Annotated in this window: 25 protein-coding genes; 12 read left to right on the plus strand and 13 right to left on the minus strand. The window is 74.7% G+C overall.

Annotated features, from left to right (window positions below):
- The first annotated feature begins 91 nt into the window (after nucleotides 1-91).
- Nucleotides 92-637, plus strand: a complete 546-nt coding sequence (locus PIR53_14155; protein ID WZH51154.1) for a DUF1992 domain-containing protein — start codon at nucleotides 92-94, stop codon at nucleotides 635-637.
- A 35-nt stretch (nucleotides 638-672) separates the two neighbouring features.
- Nucleotides 673-1,245: a TetR/AcrR family transcriptional regulator gene (locus PIR53_14160; GenBank protein WZH51155.1), complete on the plus strand. Its 573-nt coding sequence runs from the start codon at nucleotides 673-675 to the stop codon at nucleotides 1,243-1,245.
- A 75-nt stretch (nucleotides 1,246-1,320) separates the two neighbouring features.
- Here PIR53_14160 and PIR53_14165 read toward each other — a convergent pair whose 3' ends face one another.
- Both PIR53_14165 and PIR53_14170 read right to left on the minus strand, forming a co-directional pair.
- Complete coding sequence (locus PIR53_14165; protein ID WZH51156.1) at nucleotides 1,321-1,761, minus strand: nuclear transport factor 2 family protein; 441 nt, start codon at nucleotides 1,759-1,761, stop codon at nucleotides 1,321-1,323.
- Nucleotides 1,762-1,815: 54 nt separating this feature from the next.
- On the minus strand, nucleotides 1,816-2,835 hold the full coding sequence (locus PIR53_14170; protein ID WZH51157.1) for an MsnO8 family LLM class oxidoreductase: 1,020 nt from the start codon (nucleotides 2,833-2,835) through the stop codon (nucleotides 1,816-1,818).
- Nucleotides 2,836-2,891: 56 nt separating this feature from the next.
- Between PIR53_14170 and PIR53_14175 the strand changes: the two genes are divergently transcribed.
- Nucleotides 2,892-3,434 carry an HtaA domain-containing protein gene (locus tag PIR53_14175; GenBank protein WZH51158.1) on the plus strand — a complete coding sequence of 181 codons (543 nt, stop codon included), beginning with the start codon at nucleotides 2,892-2,894 and terminating at the stop codon, nucleotides 3,432-3,434.
- A 6-nt stretch (nucleotides 3,435-3,440) separates the two neighbouring features.
- Here PIR53_14175 and PIR53_14180 read toward each other — a convergent pair whose 3' ends face one another.
- The gene (locus tag PIR53_14180) at nucleotides 3,441-4,643 is read right to left on the minus strand and encodes a glycosyltransferase (GenBank protein WZH51159.1); all 1,203 of its coding nucleotides are present in this window, start codon (nucleotides 4,641-4,643) and stop codon (nucleotides 3,441-3,443) included.
- A gap of 243 nt (nucleotides 4,644-4,886) precedes the next feature.
- Between PIR53_14180 and PIR53_14185 the strand changes: the two genes are divergently transcribed.
- Genes PIR53_14185 through PIR53_14195 form a run of 3 tightly spaced genes read left to right on the plus strand, consistent with a single transcriptional unit; the run spans nucleotide 4,887 to nucleotide 6,606 of the window.
- Entirely contained in the window at nucleotides 4,887-5,390 is a 504-nt protein-coding gene (locus tag PIR53_14185; protein WZH51160.1) for an ATP-binding protein, read from the plus strand.
- Nucleotides 5,387-5,770 carry an STAS domain-containing protein gene (locus PIR53_14190; protein WZH51161.1) on the plus strand — a complete coding sequence of 128 codons (384 nt, stop codon included), beginning with the start codon at nucleotides 5,387-5,389 and terminating at the stop codon, nucleotides 5,768-5,770. Before PIR53_14185 ends, PIR53_14190 begins: the two co-directional genes overlap by 4 nt.
- Nucleotides 5,767-6,606 carry a DUF1295 domain-containing protein gene (locus tag PIR53_14195; protein WZH51162.1) on the plus strand — a complete coding sequence of 280 codons (840 nt, stop codon included), beginning with the start codon at nucleotides 5,767-5,769 and terminating at the stop codon, nucleotides 6,604-6,606. Before PIR53_14190 ends, PIR53_14195 begins: the two co-directional genes overlap by 4 nt.
- Here PIR53_14195 and PIR53_14200 read toward each other — a convergent pair.
- Both PIR53_14200 and PIR53_14205 read right to left on the minus strand, forming a co-directional pair.
- A complete protein-coding gene (locus PIR53_14200; protein WZH54462.1) occupies nucleotides 6,580-7,371 on the minus strand; it encodes an alpha/beta fold hydrolase in 792 nt (263 codons plus the stop codon). The two genes, PIR53_14195 and PIR53_14200, sit on opposite strands and share 27 nt — an antisense overlap.
- Before the next feature lie 8 nt (nucleotides 7,372-7,379).
- Entirely contained in the window at nucleotides 7,380-7,727 is a 348-nt protein-coding gene (locus tag PIR53_14205) for an STAS domain-containing protein (GenBank protein WZH51163.1), read from the minus strand.
- A gap of 188 nt (nucleotides 7,728-7,915) precedes the next feature.
- Here PIR53_14205 and PIR53_14210 point away from each other — a divergent pair, with 188 nt between their 5' ends.
- Nucleotides 7,916-8,110 carry a hypothetical protein gene (locus PIR53_14210; protein WZH51164.1) on the plus strand — a complete coding sequence of 65 codons (195 nt, stop codon included), beginning with the start codon at nucleotides 7,916-7,918 and terminating at the stop codon, nucleotides 8,108-8,110.
- Nucleotides 8,111-8,129: 19 nt separating this feature from the next.
- Here the strand turns inward: PIR53_14210 and PIR53_14215 are convergent, their stop codons facing one another.
- The 4 genes from PIR53_14215 to ccrA all read right to left on the minus strand — a co-directional run bounded on the left by PIR53_14215 (nucleotide 8,130) and on the right by ccrA (nucleotide 11,435).
- Nucleotides 8,130-8,360, minus strand: a complete 231-nt coding sequence (locus tag PIR53_14215) for a hypothetical protein (protein ID WZH51165.1) — start codon at nucleotides 8,358-8,360, stop codon at nucleotides 8,130-8,132.
- A 259-nt stretch (nucleotides 8,361-8,619) separates the two neighbouring features.
- Complete coding sequence (locus PIR53_14220; GenBank protein ID WZH51166.1) at nucleotides 8,620-9,543, minus strand: LysR family transcriptional regulator; 924 nt, start codon at nucleotides 9,541-9,543, stop codon at nucleotides 8,620-8,622.
- A 60-nt stretch (nucleotides 9,544-9,603) separates the two neighbouring features.
- A complete protein-coding gene (locus tag PIR53_14225; protein WZH51167.1) occupies nucleotides 9,604-10,083 on the minus strand; it encodes a helix-turn-helix transcriptional regulator in 480 nt (159 codons plus the stop codon).
- A gap of 11 nt (nucleotides 10,084-10,094) precedes the next feature.
- On the minus strand, nucleotides 10,095-11,435 hold the full coding sequence (gene ccrA, locus PIR53_14230) for a crotonyl-CoA carboxylase/reductase (GenBank protein WZH51168.1): 1,341 nt from the start codon (nucleotides 11,433-11,435) through the stop codon (nucleotides 10,095-10,097).
- Between the two features lie 362 nt (nucleotides 11,436-11,797).
- On the opposite strand from ccrA, the gene PIR53_14235 reads away from it, so the two are divergent.
- Nucleotides 11,798-12,997 (plus strand): acyl-CoA dehydrogenase family protein, encoded by a 1,200-nt coding sequence (locus PIR53_14235; protein ID WZH51169.1) that lies wholly within the window; start codon nucleotides 11,798-11,800, stop codon nucleotides 12,995-12,997.
- 252 nt (nucleotides 12,998-13,249) lie between these two features.
- On the opposite strand, the gene PIR53_14240 is transcribed toward PIR53_14235, so the two are convergent.
- Nucleotides 13,250-14,005: an alpha/beta hydrolase gene (locus PIR53_14240; protein WZH51170.1), complete on the minus strand. Its 756-nt coding sequence runs from the start codon at nucleotides 14,003-14,005 to the stop codon at nucleotides 13,250-13,252.
- 53 nt (nucleotides 14,006-14,058) lie between these two features.
- Entirely contained in the window at nucleotides 14,059-15,642 is a 1,584-nt protein-coding gene (locus tag PIR53_14245) for a phospholipase D family protein (protein ID WZH51171.1), read from the minus strand.
- A gap of 137 nt (nucleotides 15,643-15,779) precedes the next feature.
- Between PIR53_14245 and PIR53_14250 the strand changes: the two genes are divergently transcribed.
- Both PIR53_14250 and PIR53_14255 read left to right on the plus strand, forming a co-directional pair.
- Nucleotides 15,780-15,992: a hypothetical protein gene (locus PIR53_14250; protein WZH51172.1), complete on the plus strand. Its 213-nt coding sequence runs from the start codon at nucleotides 15,780-15,782 to the stop codon at nucleotides 15,990-15,992.
- 8 nt (nucleotides 15,993-16,000) lie between these two features.
- The gene (locus PIR53_14255; GenBank protein ID WZH51173.1) at nucleotides 16,001-17,428 is read left to right on the plus strand and encodes a histidine kinase N-terminal 7TM domain-containing protein; all 1,428 of its coding nucleotides are present in this window, start codon (nucleotides 16,001-16,003) and stop codon (nucleotides 17,426-17,428) included.
- A 13-nt stretch (nucleotides 17,429-17,441) separates the two neighbouring features.
- On the opposite strand, the gene PIR53_14260 is transcribed toward PIR53_14255, so the two are convergent.
- Both PIR53_14260 and PIR53_14265 read right to left on the minus strand, forming a co-directional pair.
- Nucleotides 17,442-18,095, minus strand: coding sequence for a hypothetical protein (locus PIR53_14260; GenBank protein ID WZH51174.1), 654 nt, complete (start codon nucleotides 18,093-18,095; stop codon nucleotides 17,442-17,444).
- Entirely contained in the window at nucleotides 18,092-18,793 is a 702-nt protein-coding gene (locus PIR53_14265; GenBank protein ID WZH51175.1) for a hypothetical protein, read from the minus strand. The genes PIR53_14260 and PIR53_14265 overlap by 4 nt, the downstream gene beginning before the upstream one ends.
- 65 nt (nucleotides 18,794-18,858) lie before the next feature.
- On the opposite strand from PIR53_14265, the gene PIR53_14270 reads away from it, so the two are divergent.
- Both PIR53_14270 and PIR53_14275 read left to right on the plus strand, forming a co-directional pair.
- Complete coding sequence (locus PIR53_14270) at nucleotides 18,859-19,635, plus strand: sigma-70 family RNA polymerase sigma factor (GenBank protein WZH51176.1); 777 nt, start codon at nucleotides 18,859-18,861, stop codon at nucleotides 19,633-19,635.
- Nucleotides 19,636-19,815: 180 nt separating this feature from the next.
- On the plus strand, nucleotides 19,816-19,956 hold the full coding sequence (locus PIR53_14275) for a hypothetical protein (protein WZH51177.1): 141 nt from the start codon (nucleotides 19,816-19,818) through the stop codon (nucleotides 19,954-19,956).
- Nucleotides 19,957-20,087: the final 131 nt, after the last annotated feature.

The following is a 20,087-nucleotide window of genomic DNA, read 5'->3' on the forward strand; positions in this document are numbered from 1 at the left end:
ACGCCCCCGGGCCGGCCTCCCCCGACCGGCCCGGGGGCGTTCTCCGTCCCGTGACGGCGCGCTACCGTCGATGGCACGAGGGGGTGGTGGCGTGCCCGAGCACGACGAGGAGCAGCGGTTCCGCGAGACCGAGCGGGACGAGCGCACCGGACGCAGTGCCGCCGCGGAGCGCATGCGGCACCAGGGCCAGTGGGTCGAGCTGCAGCTGCAGCGCGCCCGGGACCGCGGCGAGTTCGACGACCTGCCCGGCTTCGGGAAGCCCATCGCGGACCTCGGCTCCGACCACGACCCCGACTGGTGGGTCAAGCGCCTCGTCGAGCGCGAGCAGATCACCGGGGTGCTGCCCGCCGCGCTGCAGCTCCGCAAGGAGGACGCCGAGCTCGACGGCCGGCTCGACCGGCTGACCAGCGAGGCCGAGGTCCGGCGCGAGCTCCTCGACTTCAACGAGCGCGTCCGCCGGGCCCTGTACGGCGATCCGGGAGGCCCCCCGCTCCTCACGCAGCGTCGCGACGTCGAGGCGGAGGTGGCGGCATGGCGGGGGCGGCTGGAGGAGCGCCGTACGGCTGCCGCGGAGCGGGTGCGCACGGAGCGGGCCGAGCGTGACGCGCGGCGCCGCTGGTTCCGCCGGTCGGGCTGATCAGTCGGCGGGCCGTGCTCCTAGACTGCCCAGCCATGACCGGGACCCCGCCGACCGCGCCGCAGCTGCGGTTCTTCGAGGCGGGGCTCGACCTCCTGGCCGAGGAGGGGTACGGCGCGCTCAAGCTCGCCCCCCTCTGCCGGCGGGTGGGGGTCACGACCGGCAGCTTCTACCACGCGTTCCCGAACTGGCCGACCTACACGAACGCGCTCCTGCAGCACTGGTGGGAGGAGCGCACCGACCGTGCCCGCGTCCTCGCCGGCGAGGAGGAGGACCCGGCCCGCCGGGTCGAGCTGCTCGTGCGCGCCGCGGTCGACCTCCCCCACCGCGCGGAGGCCGCCATCCGCGTCTGGGCCGGCGTCGATCCGGTCGTCGCACGGCTCCAGCGCGAGGTCGACGAGCAGCGCCTCGCGACCGTCACCGAGGCCCTCGCTGCCGTGATGCCGCCCGGCTCGGACGACCTCGCCCGCGACCTGGCACAGACGGCGGTGTTCCTGCTGGTGGGGTACGAGCAGTCCCACGCGAGCGGCGGACGCGAGGCGCTCGAGTGGGCCCTCCGGCTCATCCACGAGCGCGCGCTGGACGCCTGGGCGAGTCACAGGAGTTGACAACTTTCCCCGGTCAGCCGGGGAAAGTGCCGCTTTGACCATCAAATTTGATGGTCAAAGTGGCGTGTTCCCCGGTCAGCCGGGGAACCGACCGGCAGCCCGCCCCAGCTCCGCGCCCATCAGCTCGACGAGGGTCTCGAGGCCGCGGAGGGGGCGCACCATGACGGTGAAGTCGACGATGCGGCCGTCGTCGCCCCAGGTCAGCATGTCGATGCCGTGGAGGTCGCGACCGCCCACGACGGTCACGAACTCGAGCACGGCCGAGCGCTCGTCCCACCACTCCCGCTCGTAGCGCAGCCCGGGCCCGAGCACGACCAGCGCGGCGCCGAGATACGCGGCCGTCAGCTCCCGGCCCTCCTGCGGCTTGTGCACGGCGGGCGAGCGGAACACCGCCTCGGGGGCGAGGAGGTCGCGCAGCCGTGCGTCGACGTCGGGAGCGTCGCGGTGGGCGACGAGGTCGTGCCAGCGGCCGAGGGTCGGCGGGCGACCGGCGGAGGGGTCGGCGGAGGTGCTCACCCGGGGCAGTCAAGCAGCACGGGCCCCGCCTGTCACCGGCCTGTCACCGGCCCGTCAGCGGCCCGTCAGGGCGGCGGCCAGCGCCCGGTCCGCCTCGAGCAGCGCCGCGTGGTCCCACGTCGACGTGCTGGCCAGCACCTCCTCCGCGCCGGTGCGCTCGACCAGCTCCTCGAGCGCCGCCCGCACCTGCGGCGCCGTGCCCGCGAGGGTCTGGTCGAGGTGGGCCTCGACGCGGCGGCGTACCTGGTCGGGCCACGCCTCCGACCGCAGCAAGGCGGGGCTCTGCAGGGGCCCGAACTCGCCCGTCGTGCGCGAGAGCGCCATCGCGTGGGCCTCCGGCAGGGCGAGCTCCCGCGCCTCGGCGGCGGTGTCCGCCACGAACGCGTCGAGCGAGACCGTCACCCGCGGGTGCTCGGGGCCGCCGGGGTGCGGGCGGAACGCCGAGCGGTACGCCGCGAGCGCGTCCCCCACGTCGGCCGAGGCCAGCACGGGACCGCCGACGACGACCGGCAGGCCGAGGCGCGCGGCGAGGTGGAGGCCGCGCCCGGTGGCGAGCACGTGGAGCGGGATCGGGCGCCCCGTCGCGGGGCGCACCGTGACCTCCGACGTGCCGTCGAGGTAGGCCCGCAGCTCCTCGACGTCGGCGGCGAACGCCTCCGCGCCGGCGGCGAGCGCGGCGTCGACGTCGGAGCCCGCGCCGGGCACGGGATCGTGGCGCAGCGCGCGGCGCACGGGCGCCGTGAACCCCAGCGACCGGCCCACCCCCAGGTCGATGCGGTCGGGGTGGAGGGCGTCGAGCATGCGGAACTGCTCGGCGACGACGAACGGCTGGTGGTGCGGCAGCATGACGCCGCCGGAGCCGATCCGGATCGTCGCGGTGGCGGCGCCGACGGCGGCGAGCAGCACCGGCGGGGAGCCCGAGGCGACCCCGGGCACGCCGTGGTGCTCGGCCACCCAGAACCGGTGCAGGCCCAGCTCCTCGGCGTGCCGGGCCCGCGTGATCGTGTCGTGGAGGGCCTCGCCGTCGGGGCGGCCGGCACGGGTGCGGGAGCGGTCGAGCAGGGAGAGCCTCACGTCGGCACAACGACGGGCGCCACCCGCCGCTTCCCTGCGCATGGAATCATCCGCCCATGACGTCCACCACGGAGACCGACCGTCCCGGTGCCCCGCCCCACGGCCTGCGGTGGGGCATCAAGGCGTCGTTCGTCGACTACGTGCGGCGGATGCCGGGCGGCCGGAGCACCATCTCGCACGGCGCGGGGGCGACGGGCGCCGAGGTGCTCTACGCGTTCGACCCCACCCCGCCCGACGCGACGCCCCCCGGCACGGCGCGGGCGTGGGCGTTCACCGGCGACGTCCGGTTCGCCGGGCACGGCGGCATGATGTTCGTGCGCCTCGCCACGCCGTGGCTCGAGGTCGACGCCGACGGCGGCGCCCGCCTGTCGATCGAGGACCCCTACCAGCGGCCCGACGCCCCGCGCGTGCCGCTGGCCGACCTCACCCTCGCGCGGCACCCCAGCCCCGAGGCCGACGCGGACGGCGTCGAGCTGTGGGCGTCGCACGACGTGCGGCTCACCGCCGAGGCCGTGGAGCTCTTCAACGACGTGTACGCCGCGGGTGAGCCCCTCGACCCGCTCACCGTCGTCGTGCCGATCGGCAGCGGGACGGTCTGAGGCCCGTCACGGCAGCAGCGACTCCACGACCTCGACCGCCCGGTCGAGGCCACCGAGGGCGGCGACCTCGGCGGACAGCGCCGCCGACCGGGCCACGACCTCCGGCGCGGTGACGGCGTCGAGCGCGGCCCGGAGGCCGTCCACGTCGATCGTGGCGCTGTCGACCCGCACCGCGACGCCCGCCGCCACGAGCGCGTCGGCGTTGTCGAACTGGTCGACGTCCTGCGGCGCCGCGATCATCGGGGTCCCCGTCACCAGCCCCTCGTTGGCGCCGCCCATCCCCGCGTGCGTGAGGAACGCCGACGCGTGGTCGAGGATCTCGCGCTGCGGCACCCACGGGTGGACCTCCACGTTCGTCGGCAGCGGCCGCCCGCCGGTCACCTCCTCGGCGGTGACGTGCCGTCCCACCTGCAGCACGAGGTGCCACCCGGGCCGGTCGCCGAAGGCCGCCAGGCACCGTCGGTAGAGCTCCGGCTGCTTCGTGAACGCCGTGCCGAGCGACACCAGGAGCACCCGCCCCGAGGCGGGCGGGGTCCAGGCGGCGGGGTCGCCGCGGCGTACCGCCGGGCCGGTGAACGTGTAGACCTCCCGGTCCACGCGGTCGGCGTTTGGCTGCAGCGACTCCGGCACGAGCACGACGCAGCGCGGCGGTCGGCCGAGGTAGCGCAGCGGGTCCTCCGTGATGCCCTCGGAGGCGAGCATCGCGCGCTGCCGCTCGAGGTAGGCCGCTCCCCGCGGGTCGCTGCGCACCCACGTGGTGAACTCGGCCATGTCCTCCTCGTAGCCCTCCCACGCGACGTACGTCGGCGAGAGCTGCAGCGCCGGGATCCCCCACGCGTCCGCGAGGAGGCGGGCGGGGATGCCGGCGATGTCGTAGAGGAACAGGTCGGGGCGGTCGTCGGCGAACCGCTCCCGCACGGCGGGGAGCATGACCTCGTACTCGTCCTGGAACCGCGCGAGGTGGTCGATCGCGTCGCCCTCGAAGGCCTCCTCGGGGCCGTCGCCCTCCGTGCGTCCGGCGTGGTTCGTGCGGGGCAGCACGGAGCCGTACGGCGCGAGCTCCGCCCCCGTCGCCTCGATCGCCTCCCGGAAGGAGGGGTCGTTCACGTAGGTCACCCGGTGGCCCCGTTCGACGAGCCGGCGGATCACCTCGAGGCTCGGGTTGACGTGGCCGGGGGCCGGGATGCTGACCATGGCGAGGTGCGCCACGGGTCCTCCTCGAGGTCGTCGGACGGCGGGCGTCACGACCGTAGCCAGCCGCCTTCCGGGAGCGCGACGGCTTTTCCGTGGTACTCGCGCGGCGTCGACCGGGTACCGGCTTGGGTGAGCACCACTACTGTCGTGACCACGTCCCGTCCGCTCGAGCCGGGGGCGCTCCAACGAGTGGGGAGACCCAGTGCAGACGAGGCGACCGACGTGAATCCCGAGACGCGGACAGAGGGGACGGCCGACGTGACCACCGCAGGCGCGAGCACGGCCCGGGCGGGCACCCCCGCCGCGGGCCCCGCCCGCACGTACGACGCATCGCTGCCCTTCGCGGACGCGTCCGCGAACTTGGCCCGCCACGACCTGCTCGACCAGCTGCGCCCCCTCGGGCTCGAGCGCCACGTGGTCGAGGACGCGACGACGATCCTGCACGAGCTGGTGCGCAACGGCATCGACCACGGCGCGCCGTGCGAGGACCACACGCTGGAGGTGCGCTGGGACGTCGCCGACGACCTCCTCACGCTGCGGGTCACCGACTGCGGCACCCCCAACGGCGCCTGCCCGCCGGAGTGCGTCGACGACGACTGCTCCGACCACGCCGAGCGGTGGCGCAGCAAGATCCTCACGCCCATCGCGCCCGACGCGCTGCGCGGACGGGGGCTGCACCTCGTCGACGCGCTCAGCGAGTCGTGGGACGTCGAGACGGACGAGGAGGGCACGACCGTGTCCGCCCAGGTGCGGCTCCGATGACGGCCGAGGAGGAGCAGGACACCGACCTGCTGGAGCTGGCCACCGACGCCGACAACGGCCGCGTGACGGTCGTTGGCGGTGTCTTCACGGACCTCGACGCACGCCGCCTCGAGCACGAGCTCATCGATGCCGCCGGGACGCAGCCGGGCGGGACCCTCGCCGTCGACCTCAGCGGCGTGACGTTCCTGCCCAGCCGCGCGATCCGCTCCCTCGTCATGGCACAGCGGTCGGCCAGCGCCCGCGGCACGACGCTCCGCCTCCTCGCCGCCGAGGGCTCGCTGAGCCGGCGGATGCTGCGGGCGGTGGGGTTCGACGTCGCGGACCCGGTCGCGGCGGACGAGGACAGCCAGGACGGTCCGCCCCCGTGGACCGCCTCGTGAGCAGCCGCACCTCGTCGGTCGACGGCACGAGCCTGCGCCGTGTCGTCGGCGCCTCGGCAGCGGTGGTGGCGGCCGTCCAGGCCGGCACCGCGCTGGTCGCCCTCCGCCGCGGCCGCCGGGACTACGCCGACGCCGCGTGGGGTCCCGGCCTCGCCGCGGTGGCGGTCACGAGCGCCGCGCTCGGCTCCGGGGACCCCTGGCGCCGCTGGGCCCTGGCCGGCGTGACCACGGCGTGGGCGGTCCGGCTGGAGCGCCTCATGCTCGGGCGGGTGCGCGGCACCGACGAGGAGGACGAGCGCTACACCGAGTTCCTCGAGGGCGACGGCACCGCGGCGGTCGTGGCCAAGGTGTTCGTCACGCAGGGGATCGCGCAGCTGGCCGTGTCGGCGCCGCTCCAGCTCGCCGCGGCGAGCACGCTCCCCCGCACGGCGCGCCGCTGGCTCTTCCCGGCGGGCATCGCGGTCATGGTCGGGGGCGCGGTCGTGGAGGCCGTCGCCGACCGGCAGAAGGCTCGGTTCATGGAGCGCGACCGCGACGAGCGACCCGACGTGCTCGACACCGGGCTGTGGGGGCTCTCGCGCCACCCCAACTACTTCGGGGACTCCGTGGTGTGGGACGGCGCGTGGATCGCGGCCGCCGCCTCGGCGCCCGGTGCCTGGACGTTCCCGGCTCCCGTGGCGATGTCCTACTTCCTCGTGTTCGCGACCGGCGCCAAGCGCACCGAGCGGCGCATGGAGGACCGGCCGGCCTACCAGGACTACCAGCGCCGCGTCCCGTTCTTCCTCCCGCTCCCGCGGCGCGGGCGGGGCTCAGCCCAGGCGGGCGACGAAGCCTGACAGCGCGGCGGCCAGCTCCGCCGGTCGCTCCTGCGGCACGAGGTGGGCGGCGCCGTCCACCTCGACGAGCTCGGTCGCGTGGGCGACGGTGCCGTTGAGCTCGCGCTGCGCGGCCGTCCCGAGGTCCCCGTCGTGGGCGCCCGCGACGACGAGGGCGGGCACGTCGAGACGCGGCACCCGCGCCGACCAGTCCTCTCGCGAGCCCGCGAGCAGCCAGCGCCGCCAGGCGACCGGATCGGTACGCCGCAGGTCCGCCACCGCGGCCTCGTGCAGCGGCGCGGGGAGGGGGGCGTGGGTGTTCATGGCGACGAACTCCTCGGCCGCCGCCCGGTCGAGGGCACCGTCCTGCGTCCACCCGAGCATCTGCTGCCGTCGCTCCTCCGCCATGGGCTCGGGGACGACCGGCGAGGCGGCGACGAGCACGACGCCCGCGAGACCGGCGGGGGGCGGGACGACGGCGCCTGCCGCGAGGAGCGTGGCGATCTTGCCGCCCATGCTGTGCCCGAGGAGCACCAGCGGATCCGAGGCGGACGGGAGGACAGCGAGCCGGGCGGCGACGTGCCGCACCGTGGCGGCGCAGTCAGCGACGCTCGCGGCGGAACCGTCGGCGGACCCGTCGGCGGACCCGTCGGCGGACCCCTCGGCGTGGTCCCCGAAGCCGGGCAGGTCGAGGGCGGTGACGCGCACCGCCGGGTCGAGGGAGGCGGCCAGGGGGTCGAACGACCGGGCGCTGCCCCCGAGGGCGTGGAGGCAGACGAGCCGGATGACGGCGATCAGCCGACCAGGTCGCCCGTGCCGCCGGCGGGCTCGCTCACCGGCACGCCGACGACGCTGAGGACCCGGTGCGCGAGCGTGCCGGCGCGGGCCGTCAGCGTCACCGCGACGCCGTCGCGCTCGGCGCGGCGCGCGAGGGCGATGAGGGTGCCCACCGCGAGGCTGGGGAGGAAGTCGATGTCGCTGAGGTCGAGGGAGACGTTGCGCGTGAACCCCTCGGTCGCACCGCTCACCTCGAAGTCGAGACGCTCGAGGTCCTCCTGCTCGTAGACGCCGCCCGTGACGCGCAGGTCACCCGGGGCGTCGCGGTGGATGCGGAGGGAGTCGGCGGGGGTGGGGTGGTTCACGGGCGGGCCTTCCGACGAGGGGGTGCAGCACGGCACGGATCGAGGGACCGAGCCGCGGGGACCATCATGCAGTCTTCAACCGAAAATATCTACACAGAGGATTCTGAAGATCTGTTGAGGTATTGCACCTCACGCCCCTCACCCCGTTCCGGGTACCGGCGCCAGGACCACATCCCGAGGAGGACCCCGTGTACGACGACGCCCGACCCTGCCAGGTGTGCGGCAGTGCCGTCCGGCTCGAGCCCCACCGGCCCGGCCCCGACGATGCCTCCGCCCGCGTCGGTCCGCCCGACGGTGTCGTCGGGGGCGCCGACCCGACGCTCGACGACCGGGTGTGCAGCAACGACGACTGCCCCACCCGCTCCGGGGACGGCGAGCCCTGAGCGGTCCGGGAACGGCGGCTCAGGCCGCGAGCGTGACCGGCTGCGGGTCCTCGTCGGAGCGCACGTCGTCGAGCACGACCCGCGCGCCCCGCCGCTCGCGCACCGCCACGACGAGCGCCCGGAGGCCCAGCCCGGCCCAGATGAGGTTCGAGACGGCGCTCGGCCACGCGCCGTACAGGGCGGCGCCCGCCGACGCGAGCAGGCCGCCGACGCTGTTGAGGAGCGCGTAGCGCACCGAGAGGGACGACATCCGTCCCGTGGAATGGAGGGCGAAGGCACCGATCGTCCCGATCGTCCCGACCCATCCCAGCACTGCCGCGAGCATCCTCTTCCCGACCTTCTCCACGGGCCGCGGACGCGGCCGACCGGCATGGATCGTGGACCACGACGGGGGCGCGGCGGGAGTGCCGGATCCGCGCACCCGGGCTTCAGCAACGCTGAAGAGGCGCAGCCGCGCGGCACTCCCGCGGGGGTGGGTCGCGCAGGTCACACGGCGGTACGCCGCCCGCTCACCCGAGCGGGTCCGCGCCGCCGTGCGCCGCCGCCTCCTGGCTCACCAGCGACGTCACGGTGACGGCCGGACCCGGCGTCGGCCCGCGGGACTCGTGGTGCCGCGCCACGATGCGGCGCACCCCCAGCCCCTCCACCTCGAGCACCACCACCCCGGGCGGGGTGAGGCCCTGGATGGCCAGCGCGGGCGCCAGGGCCACGCCCTCCCCGGCGGCGACGAGGGCGAGGGCGGTCTGCAGCCCGAAGTAGGCGTGCTTCACGGCGCCGTGGAGCCCGAGGCCGCGGCGTACCCGGGCGATGGCCCGCGCACTGGCCTCCGAGTCGGCGACCCCCAGCCACGGCACGGAGGAACCGCGCAGGCCCGCGACGTCGGCGGATTCCACGGCACCGACGGGGGCGACGACCCGCCACGGATCGTCGAGGAGGTGGTGCTCGACGACGCCGGCCGGGAGGTGCGCGGTCTCGTCGGCGTCCGTCTCGATGATGGCCACGTCGAGGTGCCCCGTGCGCAGCCGCCGCATGAGCACGTCGCGCTCCGCCTCCGCGACGATCACGTCGAGGTCCGGGTGCTGCAGGCGCCAGCGCGGCAGGGCCGGCACGAGGACGGTGCGCAGGAAGCTCTCGAACCCGCCGACCCGCACGGTGCCGGACAGGGCGGCGCCGGCGGCGTCGAGGCGCACGGCGGCGAGGTTGAGGGTGCGCTCCACCTCCTCGCCCGCCTCGGCGAGGGTCGCCCCGGCCGGGGTCAGGAGGGTGCCGCGGACCGTGCGGCGGATGAGCGCCTGGCCGGTCTCGCGCTCGAGGCGGGCCACCTGCTGGGACACCGCGGACGGCGACACCCCGAGCTGCTCGGCCGCGGCGAGGATGCCGCCCGCGCGGGCGACCGCCACGAGGAACCGCAGCCGTCGCGGGTCGATCTCCACCGGGCTCCCTCTCCTCCGCGCCCGACGCGGGTGCACCGGGCGCGGAGGATCATAGGGCGCTCAGATGGCCTGGACGGCCGCCGAGGGGACGAGCCGGTCGGCCGCCCGCGCGGCGACCCCGGACTGCCAGGCCCAGGCGGCGATCTCGACGCGGTTGCGCGTGCGCAGCTTCATCGCGATCTGCCGCAGGTGGAACTTGACGGTCGAGCCGGCGAGGTACATCGCCGCCCCGATCTCGTCGTTGGTGAGTCCGTGGGCGACGAGGCCGACGACCTCGACCTCCCGGGCGGTGAGCCGCTCGGTCGGCGCGATGCACCGACCGGCGATCGGCACGGGCGGCGCCGGGAGCACCGCGACCGGCGCCGTGGCCGGACCGTCCTCCTGGTCGAGGTCGAGCGCGTCCCCGGCGTCGCCGAGCTCCGCACCGTCGTCACCGACCACCCGCACCCGCACGTTCCGGTCCGCGCCGAGGGCGCCGGCCAGTCCCCCGGCGAGGTCGCCGGCCAGCTCGTCGAGGTGGACCTCCACCGTGATCCGCACGTCGATCGACCTCAGACGCCGCGGAAGCGGTTGATGGCGTCGATGTGCTTCTCGCGCATCGCGTGGTCGCGGACACCGAGGCCCTCCTCGGGCGCCAGGCAGAGCACGCCGACCTTGCCCTGGTGCTTGTTGTGGTGCACGTCGAGCGCGGCCTGGCCGACCTCGTCGAGGCCGTAGGTGCGCGACACCGTCGGGTGGATCTTGCCCTGCGCGATGAGGCGGTTGGCCTCGTAGGCCTCGCGGTAGTTGGCGAAGTGGCTGGAGACGATGCGCTTGAGGTTCATCCACAGGTAGCGGTTGTCGTACTCGTGCATGAAGCCCGTGGTCGACGCACAGGTCGTGATCGTGCCGCCCTTGCGGGTCACGTAGACCGACGCGCCGAAGGTCTCCCGGCCCGGGTGCTCGAAGACGATGTCGATGTCCTCGCCGCCGGTGAGCTCGCGGATCTTCTTGCCGAGGCGCTGCCACTCCTTGGGGTTCTGCTTGGTGCCCTCCTCGTTCCAGAACTGCCAGTTCTCCTCGGAACGGTTGATGACCATCTCGGCGCCCATGCTGCGCACGATCTTGGCCTTCTCCTCGTTGGAGACCACGCAGATCGGGTTGGCGCCGCCGTTGAGGGCGTACTGCGTCGCGAAGCCGCCGAGACCGCCCGAGGCGCCCCAGATCAGCACGTTGTCGCCCTGCTTCATCTGGCCGGCGTTCTTGGAGACCAGCTGCCGGTACGCCGTCGCGTTGACGAGACCCGGGGACGCGGCCTCCTCCCAGGTCAGGTGGTCGGGCTTGGGCAGCAGCTGGTTGGACTTCACCAGCGCGATCTCGGCCAGGCCGCCGAAGTTGGTCTCGAAGCCCCAGATGCGCTGCTGCGGGTCCATCATCGTGTCGTCGTGGCCGGCGGGGTCCTCGAGCTCGACCGAGAGGCAGTGGGCCACGACCTCGGCGCCCGGCTTCCACTGGGTGACGCCCGGGCCGGTCTTGAGCACGACGCCGGCGAGGTCGGAGCCGACCACGTGGTACGGCAGGTCGTGGCGCTTCGTCAGCTCCGAGAGGCGGCCGTAGCGCTCGAGGAAGCCGAAGGTGGAGACGGGCTCGAAGATGCTCGTCCACACGGTGTTGTAGTTGATGGCCGAGGCCATGACCGCGACGTAGGCCTCGCCGGGGCCCAGCTCGGGCAGCGGGACGTCGTCGAGGTGGAGCGACTTGCGCGGGTCCTTGTCGCGCGTGGCCAGGCCCTCGAACATGTCGACCTCGTCCTTGTGGACGGTCACGCCGCGGAACGACTCGGGCAGCTCCATGGCGGCGTAGTCACCGCTCTCCGCGTTGCCGGAGAGGATCGCGTCGAGGATCTGCTGCATCTCGGGACTCCTGAGGGGTCTCGGCCGACGGGGTCGGCAGGGTTAACACGCATTAACTGGCCGGGAGCGTACCGAGCGCTCGGTCTGTCGGCCAACAAAAGTTGACGTGGATCACTCATCGGACACGGATCTGGTTACTCGCGAGGAACTCCGCACCACTCGGGCGGGCCTCGATCCCACATCTGGGCTATGTTCCCTCGCAGCGATCCCGTCACCCCCACTGCGTCCACTCACCGAACGCCTCGCGGGAAACGGGTCGCCGACCGATCGCTCGATCACGACTGCGTCACACTGGGTTGACGCAGGAGAGGTCGGGCAACTGCGATCCCTCTCGCACCCATCAGCACGTGGAAGGAAGTGACATGCCCCGCTTGTGTCAGACGGACGGCCTCAGCGATGTGCAGACCGAGATCCTCAAGGCGGTGCGCGAGTTCGTCGACGAGCGGATCATCCCCGTCGCCCAGGAGCTGGAGCACGCCGACGAGTACCCGACGGAGATCATCGAGGGCCTCAAGGAGCTGGGCGTCTTCGGCCTCACGATCCCGGAGGAGCACGGTGGCCTCGGGGAGTCGCTCCTGACGTACGCGCTCGTGGTGGAGGAGATCGCCCGCGGCTGGATGAGCGTCTCGGGTGTCATCAACACCCACTTCATCGTGGCCTACCTGCTCATGCAGCACGGCACGGACGAGCAGAAGGCGAAGTACCTCCCGCGCATGGCGACCGGCGAGGTGCGCGGCGCGTTCTCGATGTCGGAGCCGGGCCTCGGCTCGGACGTCTCCGCGGTGTCCACGAAGGCCGTCAAGCAGGACGACGGGTCGTACTCGATCACCGGCCAGAAGATGTGGCTGACCAACGGCGGCACGTCGACGCTCGTCGCCCTGCTCACCAAGACCGACGAGGGCGCCGAGTCGGTCTACAAGAACATGACGACCTTCCTCGTCGAGAAGGAGCCCGGCTTCGGCGAGACCGCCCAGGGCGTCACGGTGCCCGGCAAGCTCGACAAGATGGGCTACAAGGGCGTCGAGACCACCGAGCTCATCCTCGACGGCCACCAGATCAGCGCCGACCAGATCCTCGGCGGCGAGCCCGGCAAGGGCTTCTTCCAGATGATGGACGGCGTCGAGGTCGGGCGCGTCAACGTCGCGGCCCGCGCCTGCGGCCTCGCCTGGCGCGGCTTCGAGCTCGGCATCGCCTACGCGCAGCAGCGCAAGACGTTCGGCAAGGCGATCGCCGAGCACCAGGCGGTGCTCTTCCGGCTCGCGGAGATGGCCACGAAGGTCGAGACGATCCACACGATGATGGTGCGTGCGGCCCGCCTCAAGGACACCGGCCAGCGGATGGACGTCGAGGCCGGCATGGCGAAGATGCTCGCCTCGGAGTACGCCAACGAGGTCGTCGAGGACTCGTTCCGCATCCACGGCGGCTACGGCTACTCCAAGGAGTACGAGATCGAGCGGCTCATGCGCGAGGTGAAGTTCATGCTCATCGGCGAGGGCACGAGCGACATCCAGAAGATGATCATCGGGCGCAGCCTGCTCAAGGACTACAAGCTGAAGGCCTGACCCCCTCGCACCTCCGGGACGTCATGCGGAGCGCCGGCCCCGACCGCCGGGGCGCATGACGTCCCGGAGGCGGCGGCTCCGCGGCGTACGGCGGGGGGACGGCTGGGGCGGGGCACCCGCTCGGGGTGCCGCGAAATGTGCAGCTGGGACACGCCCGCCGCGACCAGAGCCGTACCAGCCGCACAGTTCCGCGCCCTCTGGCCGCGGGGCCGGGCAGCGAGCCGACCGGCCCTTCCGGGAGCGCCGTCGGGGTCAGGCGAGGTACGGGTCGCACCACGCGCTGATGAGCCGTGCGGCGCGCTTCGCCTGGCCCGGCGCGGTCAGCAGGTGGTCGGCGCCCTCGAGCGCGACGAAGCTGCGGGGGTGGCGCGCCCGCTGGAAGATCTCGCTGGCGTTGCCGACGCCGACCGTGTTGTCGGTCGGTGAGTGCATGACGAGCAGCGGCTGCCGCAGCCGGTCGATGCGGTCGCGGAACTCGGCCCGGCGCACGTCCTCGACGAACTCCCGCGTCAGCTTGAGCGTCTTGCCCCCGACCCTCCACTCCGCCTCGCCGTCGTCGAGCACGCGGTCGACCAACGCGTCGTACTGGTGCTCCGCGTGCCCCGGGTCCACGGGCGCGGCGATCGAGGCCACGGCGGAGACGGGGGCGCCGTCGGAGGCCGCCGCGATCGCGGCCGCTCCGCCCCACGAGTGGCCGACGAGCAGGGACGCCGGGGTGCCGCGCTCCGCCATGAAGGCCACCGCCTCCTTCGTGTCGGCCACCTTCACCGTGAACGACCCGCGGCCCCACTCCCCCTCGGAGTCGACGAGGCCGAGGGCGTCGAAGCGCAGCATGCCGATGCCCTCGCGGGCGAGTTGCTTGCTGACGCGGGCGGCGGCCGGCGAGTCCTTGCCGAGGGTGAACCCGTGGACGAAGACACCCCAGCCGCGCACCTCCCCCTCCGGCTCGTCGACCAGCCCGGCGAGCCGAGGGCCGGTCGAGCTGGCGAACGACACGCGTGTGGCCACGTTCCCTCCTCCGTACGGCGCGGTGCGGACGTTCTACGCCATGACGCGCCGGATCAGTACTCCCCACGCCGACGCAGGTCGCGCGGGCGGCCGTCGGGGTCGTGGAGCAGGAGGTACGGCGCGGACGCCAGCACCCGCGCCGGGCGGCTGAGGCGCGGCGGGCGGAGGCGCCGCAGCCGGCCCGGCGGGCGCGGTCCGACCCGGCCGCCGGCGTGCCAGGCGTCGAGGTCGGCGGCGGTCCGGGCGAAGGTCGCGAACATCGCGGCCGGGTCGACGCAGTCCTCCAGCGGGTCGTCCGGGTCCCGGTCGAGGTGCTCGGCGGCCAGGGAGAGACGCAGCCGGCGGGCGTACTCGTCCGCCTCGTCGACGACGACCACGGACAGCTCGGAGTCGTGGGTCCACGAACGGCGGTTGAAGTTGTCGGAGCCGATGGTGGTCCACGTGTCGTCGATGACGCAGGTCTTCGCGTGGACGTAGACGGGTGTGCCGGCGTGGTTCTCCAGCCCGTAGACCGCCACGCGGTCGGGCGCGACCCGGTGCATGGGCTCCATCGCCCTCCGGCGGCCCTCGCGCTGCGCGAGCCGGTTGAGTCCCGTGACGTCGGGGTGGAGCGGCACGACGACGATGACGTGCAGGTCGGGGTGGGCCGTGAGGGCCTCGGCGAACACCCGGCCGACGTGGTCGCCCCAGAGGTACTGGTCCTCGACGTACACCAGCCGCCGCGCCTGCTCGAGCGCCTTCGTGTAGCCGCGGGCCACGCTGCGCTCGCCCCCGTGCGCGAACGCGTAGTCGCGACCGCCGCGCAGGTCGGGGTAGGTGCGGAGGAGCTGCACCGCGTGGGTGCCGCCCGGCACGGGCGGCGGGGGCGGCGCCTGCGGCGGGAGCGGGTCGGGCGTGGTGTCGAGCCCGCGCAGCCGGTCACGCAGCAGGATGATCGGGCTGTGGCGCAGCGAGGTCGGGTCCTCCCAGCGCTCCCGGAAGGTCGTCTCCACGTCGTGCACCGCGGGACCCGTCACGGCCGCCTGGATGTCGTGCCAGGGCGGGCGCGCGCCGTACTCCTCCGGCATCCCCGGCACCGGCTGCGGGTCACCGGCGTGCGCGGCGGTGTCGCGGCGCGAGTGCGCGAGGTCGATGCCCCCGACGAAGGCGATGTCGCGGGACGGGTCGTCGCCGTGGCGGATCACCACCAGCTTCTGGTGGTGGGACCCGCCGATCCGCACCCGCATGTCGAGGATGGCCTCGGCGCCGCGGCGCTGCAGGGCGCGGCCCAGGTTGGCGTTCTGGCGGGCGGTGAAACCGGTGACGTCGCTGTGGGAGCGCCACACCAGGCCGCGCACGTCGGCGCCGCGCTCGTCGGCGCGACCGAGCACCTCGAGCACGGTGCTGTCGGGGTCGTCCGTCAGTCGCTGGTCGGCGTCGCCCTGCCAGTCGGTGAACAGCACGAGGTCGCCCGGCCCCGTCGCCTCGATCCGCTCGAGGAGCTCGGCGAAGTAGGCGGCGCCGTGCACCAGCGGCCGCACCCGGTTGCCCGTGGACCACGCCACCGCACCGGGGTGGAGGTCGTCGACGCGCGTGCGCGGGTTGCCGCGCTCGCCCGCGGTGAGGAGCCAGCGCTCCGGTTCTCCTCGGTCCGGCACGTGCCCAGCCTGCCACGCGGGGGTGACGCAGACCACGCACGCGATCACGGACGTCCCGTAAGGAATGCGGGCCTCGCGCGTCCTCTCCGCGGGAGACGAGACGCCACCGGCAGGGCCGGTGGCACGGGAGGAGCACGATGCGCAGGCGACGGGGACGGATCGGCCGCGGCCACGAGGGGCGGTGCGGGGCCGCGGCGGAGCGGCCGGCCCTGTCGGAGGAGGAGGCCGCCGCGGTGGCCTCGCTCTTCGCCGACGAGCTGCGCCGGGGGTGGATCCCCCGCGAGCGGGACCTGCGCGCTGCGGCCGAGGCGGTCGCACGGCGTCGCGGGAGGCCCGCCGGGTTGTGTTGAATGGGTCTGTGACCAGCCAACTCGCGATCGCGGTGCACCTCGCCGCCCTCGTCGTCGCGGGGGCGCTGACGGTCGTCGCCCTCGTCCGCCGGGACCACCTCGTCGCGGGTCGCACCGTCGCCCTCGCCTGTGCGTCCGCCACGGTGTGGGCCGGTCACGTCGTGTGGTTCGAGGCGTTCGGACTGTCCCGCGCGCTGCTCCTCTGGCTGCCGGCCGTCGGCGCCACGTGCGGCCTGCTGTGGACCGTCGCCCGCCGCATGACGGACGCCGCGTGGCGGCCGTCGCGGGCCGTCGTGGCCCTGCTGGTCGCCGAGCCGCTGGTCGTGGCCGCCTGGCAGGTGCTGCTGGGCCCCCACGCGGTCGTGTCCGTCGGCGCCACCGTGAGCTTCGGCCCTCTCTTCGCCGTCCACACCGCGTACTGCTTCGCGTTGCTGCTCCTCACCGTCCTGGCCCTCGCCCGTCGCAGCAACGACCGCGCCGGCGCCGTGCGGCTCCAGGCGGCCGCGATCCAGTGGGGGGCCGTGGCCGCGCTCGTGGCGGAGGCGATGCGCCTGCAGCTGACCGACGTGGCGGCGGTGGTCGCGCTGACGGTCTTCGTCGGTGCCGGGGTCCGCGGGTCGGCCCGTCCGGTCGTGCCCCCGTCCCCCGACCGGCTGCTCGACGACCTCGGCGCCCTCGTGCTCGCCTTCGACGCCGACCAGCGGCTCGTCGAGTGGAACCGGCCGACCGAGCTGCTGCTCGCCCTCGCCGACCGCGAGCCCCGCGTGGGCGACCCCGCCGCGGACGTGCTCGGGGTCGACCTCCCCTTCGCCGACGGCACCGTCCTCGAGGTGCCGGTCGCCGGGGGCACCACCCGGCTCACCGGCTTCTGCCACGCCCTGTACGACGCGGGCGACGGCGGCGGCTGGGCCGTGGTGCTCCGCCGGATCGGACGCCGGGCGCCGTCCGCGCCCCCGGTGTCAGCGCCGGTGTCAGCGCCGGTGTCAGCCCCGGTGTCGGCCGGCCCGGTCCGGACCGCGCTGCACAGCCTGCCGGAGCACGACGCCGAGACCGGCCTGCTCACGCCCCTCGGACTGGTCGAGCAGCTCGGCGCGCACCTGCAGGACACCGGGACGCGCGGCGCGTCCGTCACGCCCCGCCGCGCCGTCGTGGCGCTCGTCGAGCCGGGACCGGGTCACGTCACGCGGGACGCCCACGCCCTCGGTCGCTGGGCGGAGGAGCACGAGAGCCCCGTCGGCGTCGCGCGCTGGACCCCGGGACGGCTCGCCGTGGTCGCCCTGGCGGAGCCCGACCGTCAGGACGCGCAGGCGATCGCCCGCGACGTACGCTCCGCGGTCTCGGCGGAGGCCCGTATCGAGGTGCTGCACGGCGACGGCGACCTGGCCGCCGTGCTGTCCCTCATCGGCGAGGCGGAAGGCCGCCTGGCGGCGGGGTGACGCGGCCCCGAGCTCAGTCCTCGAGGCCGACGAGCAGCCGGCGCAGCGCGGCGGCGGCCGCCGTGGCGGTCGGCGCGAGCGGCACCACCTCCACGTCCACCTCGCTCCCCGTGCCCAGCGCGCCCCGCAGGGCGCGGGCCGCGAGCGCCGCACGGTCCGCCACGTCGCCGGCGGGGTGGCGGACCTCCGGCAGGACCACGGCGTGCCGGTCGGTGGGGAGCGCGACCAGGTCGTCGTCCCCGGCGAAGACCTCGCGCGCGACGTCCCCCAGGAGCGACCCCGGATCGGGCGTCCCCAGGCGCAGGACCACCACCTCGTGCGACGAGCCCGGCGGACGGTCGTCGCGGCCCACGAGGGCCCACACCAGGTCGTCGGGCGCGACCAGTCCGCCGTCGCGCACGGCGGAGCGGCGTTCCAGCTCGGCGTGGTGGTCGGACCAGGCCAACGTCGCGACCCGCAGGACGTCGAGGGGCAGGCGCTCTCCCGCGTCGAGGTCGCAGAGCAGGCGGAGGTCCCCCATCAGCGTCTCCATCGACAGGCCGTCCTCCGCGGCCGCGCGCGCCATGGTCGCGACGTCCTCCAGCAGCCCGCGGACCTCGGGCGGCAGCGTGGCGGGGTCGGCCCCCCGGCGGCCGAACGGGTCCGACGGCTCGGGTGCCGGGCTCATCCGGCGGACCGGCCGAGCAGGCGCGCGTGCTCGGCCGAGCCCACCGCCACCCGGTCGACGGTCACCGTGCACCGGTGCGTCGTGAGCTCGGCGCAGGCCGCGCCGAACGTCGCGACCGCCGCGGCGGCATCGCCGGCCGCGCCGACGACGACACGGGCGACGGACTGCTCGGGGGCGAGCAGCACCTCGCTGCCGGGCAGGTGCTCGGCAGCGACGAGCGAGACGGTGCGCAGGTCGTCGGCGAGCGACCCGGTCCGGTCCTGGGCGCCTGCTCCGACGAGGTGGACGGGTGCGAGCCGCACCGTCACGACCTCGACCGAGCCGGGGCGGCTGCGGGGCCGGCTCGTGGTGCCCGGCGGCCCGGTGGGGTCGCCGGTCGCCCGCACGCCGAGGAAGGTGTCCGACCACGCCAGGGCGGACTGCTCCACGAGCGCACTGACCTCGTCGGCCGTCCACGCCGGCCCGAGGAGGTCGACGACCTGCTCCAGGTCGTGGAGCAGACGGCGCAGGTCGTCACCGCGCCGGGCGTAGTCGTGGGCGACGCGCCGCAGCGCGTCCTCGTCGAGGGGCCCGTCGGTGCCGTCGGGCCACAGCTCGCCGACGAGGAGAGCCAGCGCCGCCGCCGGGGGCGCGCCACGACGTCCGCGGAGCCTGGGGCGAGGACGCGGACCGGAGCGGCCGTGCGGGCGGTCGGTCATGGGCGGGCCCATCCTAGGGCGGTTCCGGGGGCGGCCGGGGGCTGCTCGCACTAAAGTGTGACCCCGTGCCCACCACCGCTCCCGGCGTCGCCGCCGCCCTCGACGCCACGACCCGGCTCGTCGAGCTGGCGTCGGACGCCGACCTGCTGGAGCAGGCCCGAGCGGGCTCGACGGACCCGGCGGCCGCCGCGGCGACGGCCGAGCTCTACCGGCGCCACCGCGACGTGGCCCTCCGTCTCGCGAGCCGGCTGTGCGACGAGCGCGACGTCGAGGACGTCGTCGCCGAGGCCTTCGCCCGGGTGCTCGCCCAGCTCGCGTCCGGGGGCGGGCCCCGCAGCTCCTTCCGGGCCTACCTGCTCACCGCGGTGCGGCACGCCCACGTCGACCACGTGCGCCGGGACGCGCCGCTCGTCTGGACCGACGACCCGACACCGACCGCGGCCGTCCCCGACGAGACCGAGCGCCGCGAGGAGTCGCGCCTGCTGAGCCGGGTGCTGCGGGGGCTGCCCGACCGCTGGCAGCTCGTGCTCTGGTGGACCCTCGTCGAGCGACGGCCCCTCGACGCCGTCGGCGAGCGGCTCGACCTCAACCCCAACGCGGCGGCGGCCCTCGCCTTCCGCGCCCGCGAGGGTCTCCGACTGGCGTACGTCGCGGCCCACGTCGCCCGGGCCGACGACCCGCGCTGCGCGCCGTGGCGCGACCGGCTGGCCGGTCTCCACCTCGGGCGCCTCACCGAGGCGCAGGCCGACCGGGTGCGCGACCACCTCGATGGCTGCGGGGAGTGCGCGGCGACGTACGACGAGCTCCGTCGGCTGCGGCCGACGACGGTGGTCGCGGCCTGAGGGCGACGCCAACAACGAGGCGGCCCCATGCGGGCCACGCGACGGTCACTCCGCCCGAAGAGGGTCACGAACGACACCTGGTTCGCGTCACGACATGGCGTTCGTGCCCCTTTCCCCTGAGCGGACCCTGGTCCGTGACGAGGGGACTCGGGCACAGGAGCCGCGACGCATACTCAAGGCATGCCGCCCGGACCGTTCCGCCCACTCGACAGCAACCCGAAGGTCAGTGTCCTGTTGACCTACGCATGCTTCGCCACGGCGATCGCTGGTTTCGTCCTGTTCGAGGCGGACGTGGCCGAGCGGCCCCTCCAGCGAGATTGACCGTCGCCCCGAGGCGAACACCATCGGGCAGCGCTCACTCGGGGGCCTCGTCGGGAAGCTCCGCCACTGCCACGGTTGCCCGTTCACAACAGCGGAAAACGCAGCACCGAGCTCCCCTCCACGGCGGGATC

This window comes from Nocardioides alkalitolerans, assembly GCA_038184435.1.
GTDB classification, from domain to species: domain Bacteria; phylum Actinomycetota; class Actinomycetes; order Propionibacteriales; family Nocardioidaceae; genus Nocardioides; species Nocardioides alkalitolerans_A.

Excerpts from the sequence above, each read along its gene's own strand:
- PIR53_14190 (WZH51161.1), top strand. The coding sequence starts at position 5,387 with ATGACGGCCGAGGAGGAGCAGGACACCGACCTGCTGGAGCTGGCCACC.
- PIR53_14275 (WZH51177.1), top strand. The coding sequence starts at position 19,816 with ATGCCGCCCGGACCGTTCCGCCCACTCGACAGCAACCCGAAGGTCAGT.
- ccrA (WZH51168.1), bottom strand. The coding sequence starts at position 11,435 with ATGCAGCAGATCCTCGACGCGATCCTCTCCGGCAACGCGGAGAGCGGT.
- PIR53_14175 (WZH51158.1), top strand. The coding sequence starts at position 2,892 with ATGACGTCCACCACGGAGACCGACCGTCCCGGTGCCCCGCCCCACGGC.
- PIR53_14260 (WZH51174.1), bottom strand. The coding sequence starts at position 18,095 with ATGAGCCCGGCACCCGAGCCGTCGGACCCGTTCGGCCGCCGGGGGGCC.
- PIR53_14250 (WZH51172.1), top strand. The coding sequence starts at position 15,780 with ATGCGCAGGCGACGGGGACGGATCGGCCGCGGCCACGAGGGGCGGTGC.
- PIR53_14215 (WZH51165.1), bottom strand. The coding sequence starts at position 8,360 with ATGTCGTCCCTCTCGGTGCGCTACGCGCTCCTCAACAGCGTCGGCGGC.
- PIR53_14235 (WZH51169.1), top strand. The coding sequence starts at position 11,798 with ATGCCCCGCTTGTGTCAGACGGACGGCCTCAGCGATGTGCAGACCGAG.
- PIR53_14160 (WZH51155.1), top strand. The coding sequence starts at position 673 with ATGACCGGGACCCCGCCGACCGCGCCGCAGCTGCGGTTCTTCGAGGCG.
- PIR53_14265 (WZH51175.1), bottom strand. The coding sequence starts at position 18,793 with ATGACCGACCGCCCGCACGGCCGCTCCGGTCCGCGTCCTCGCCCCAGG.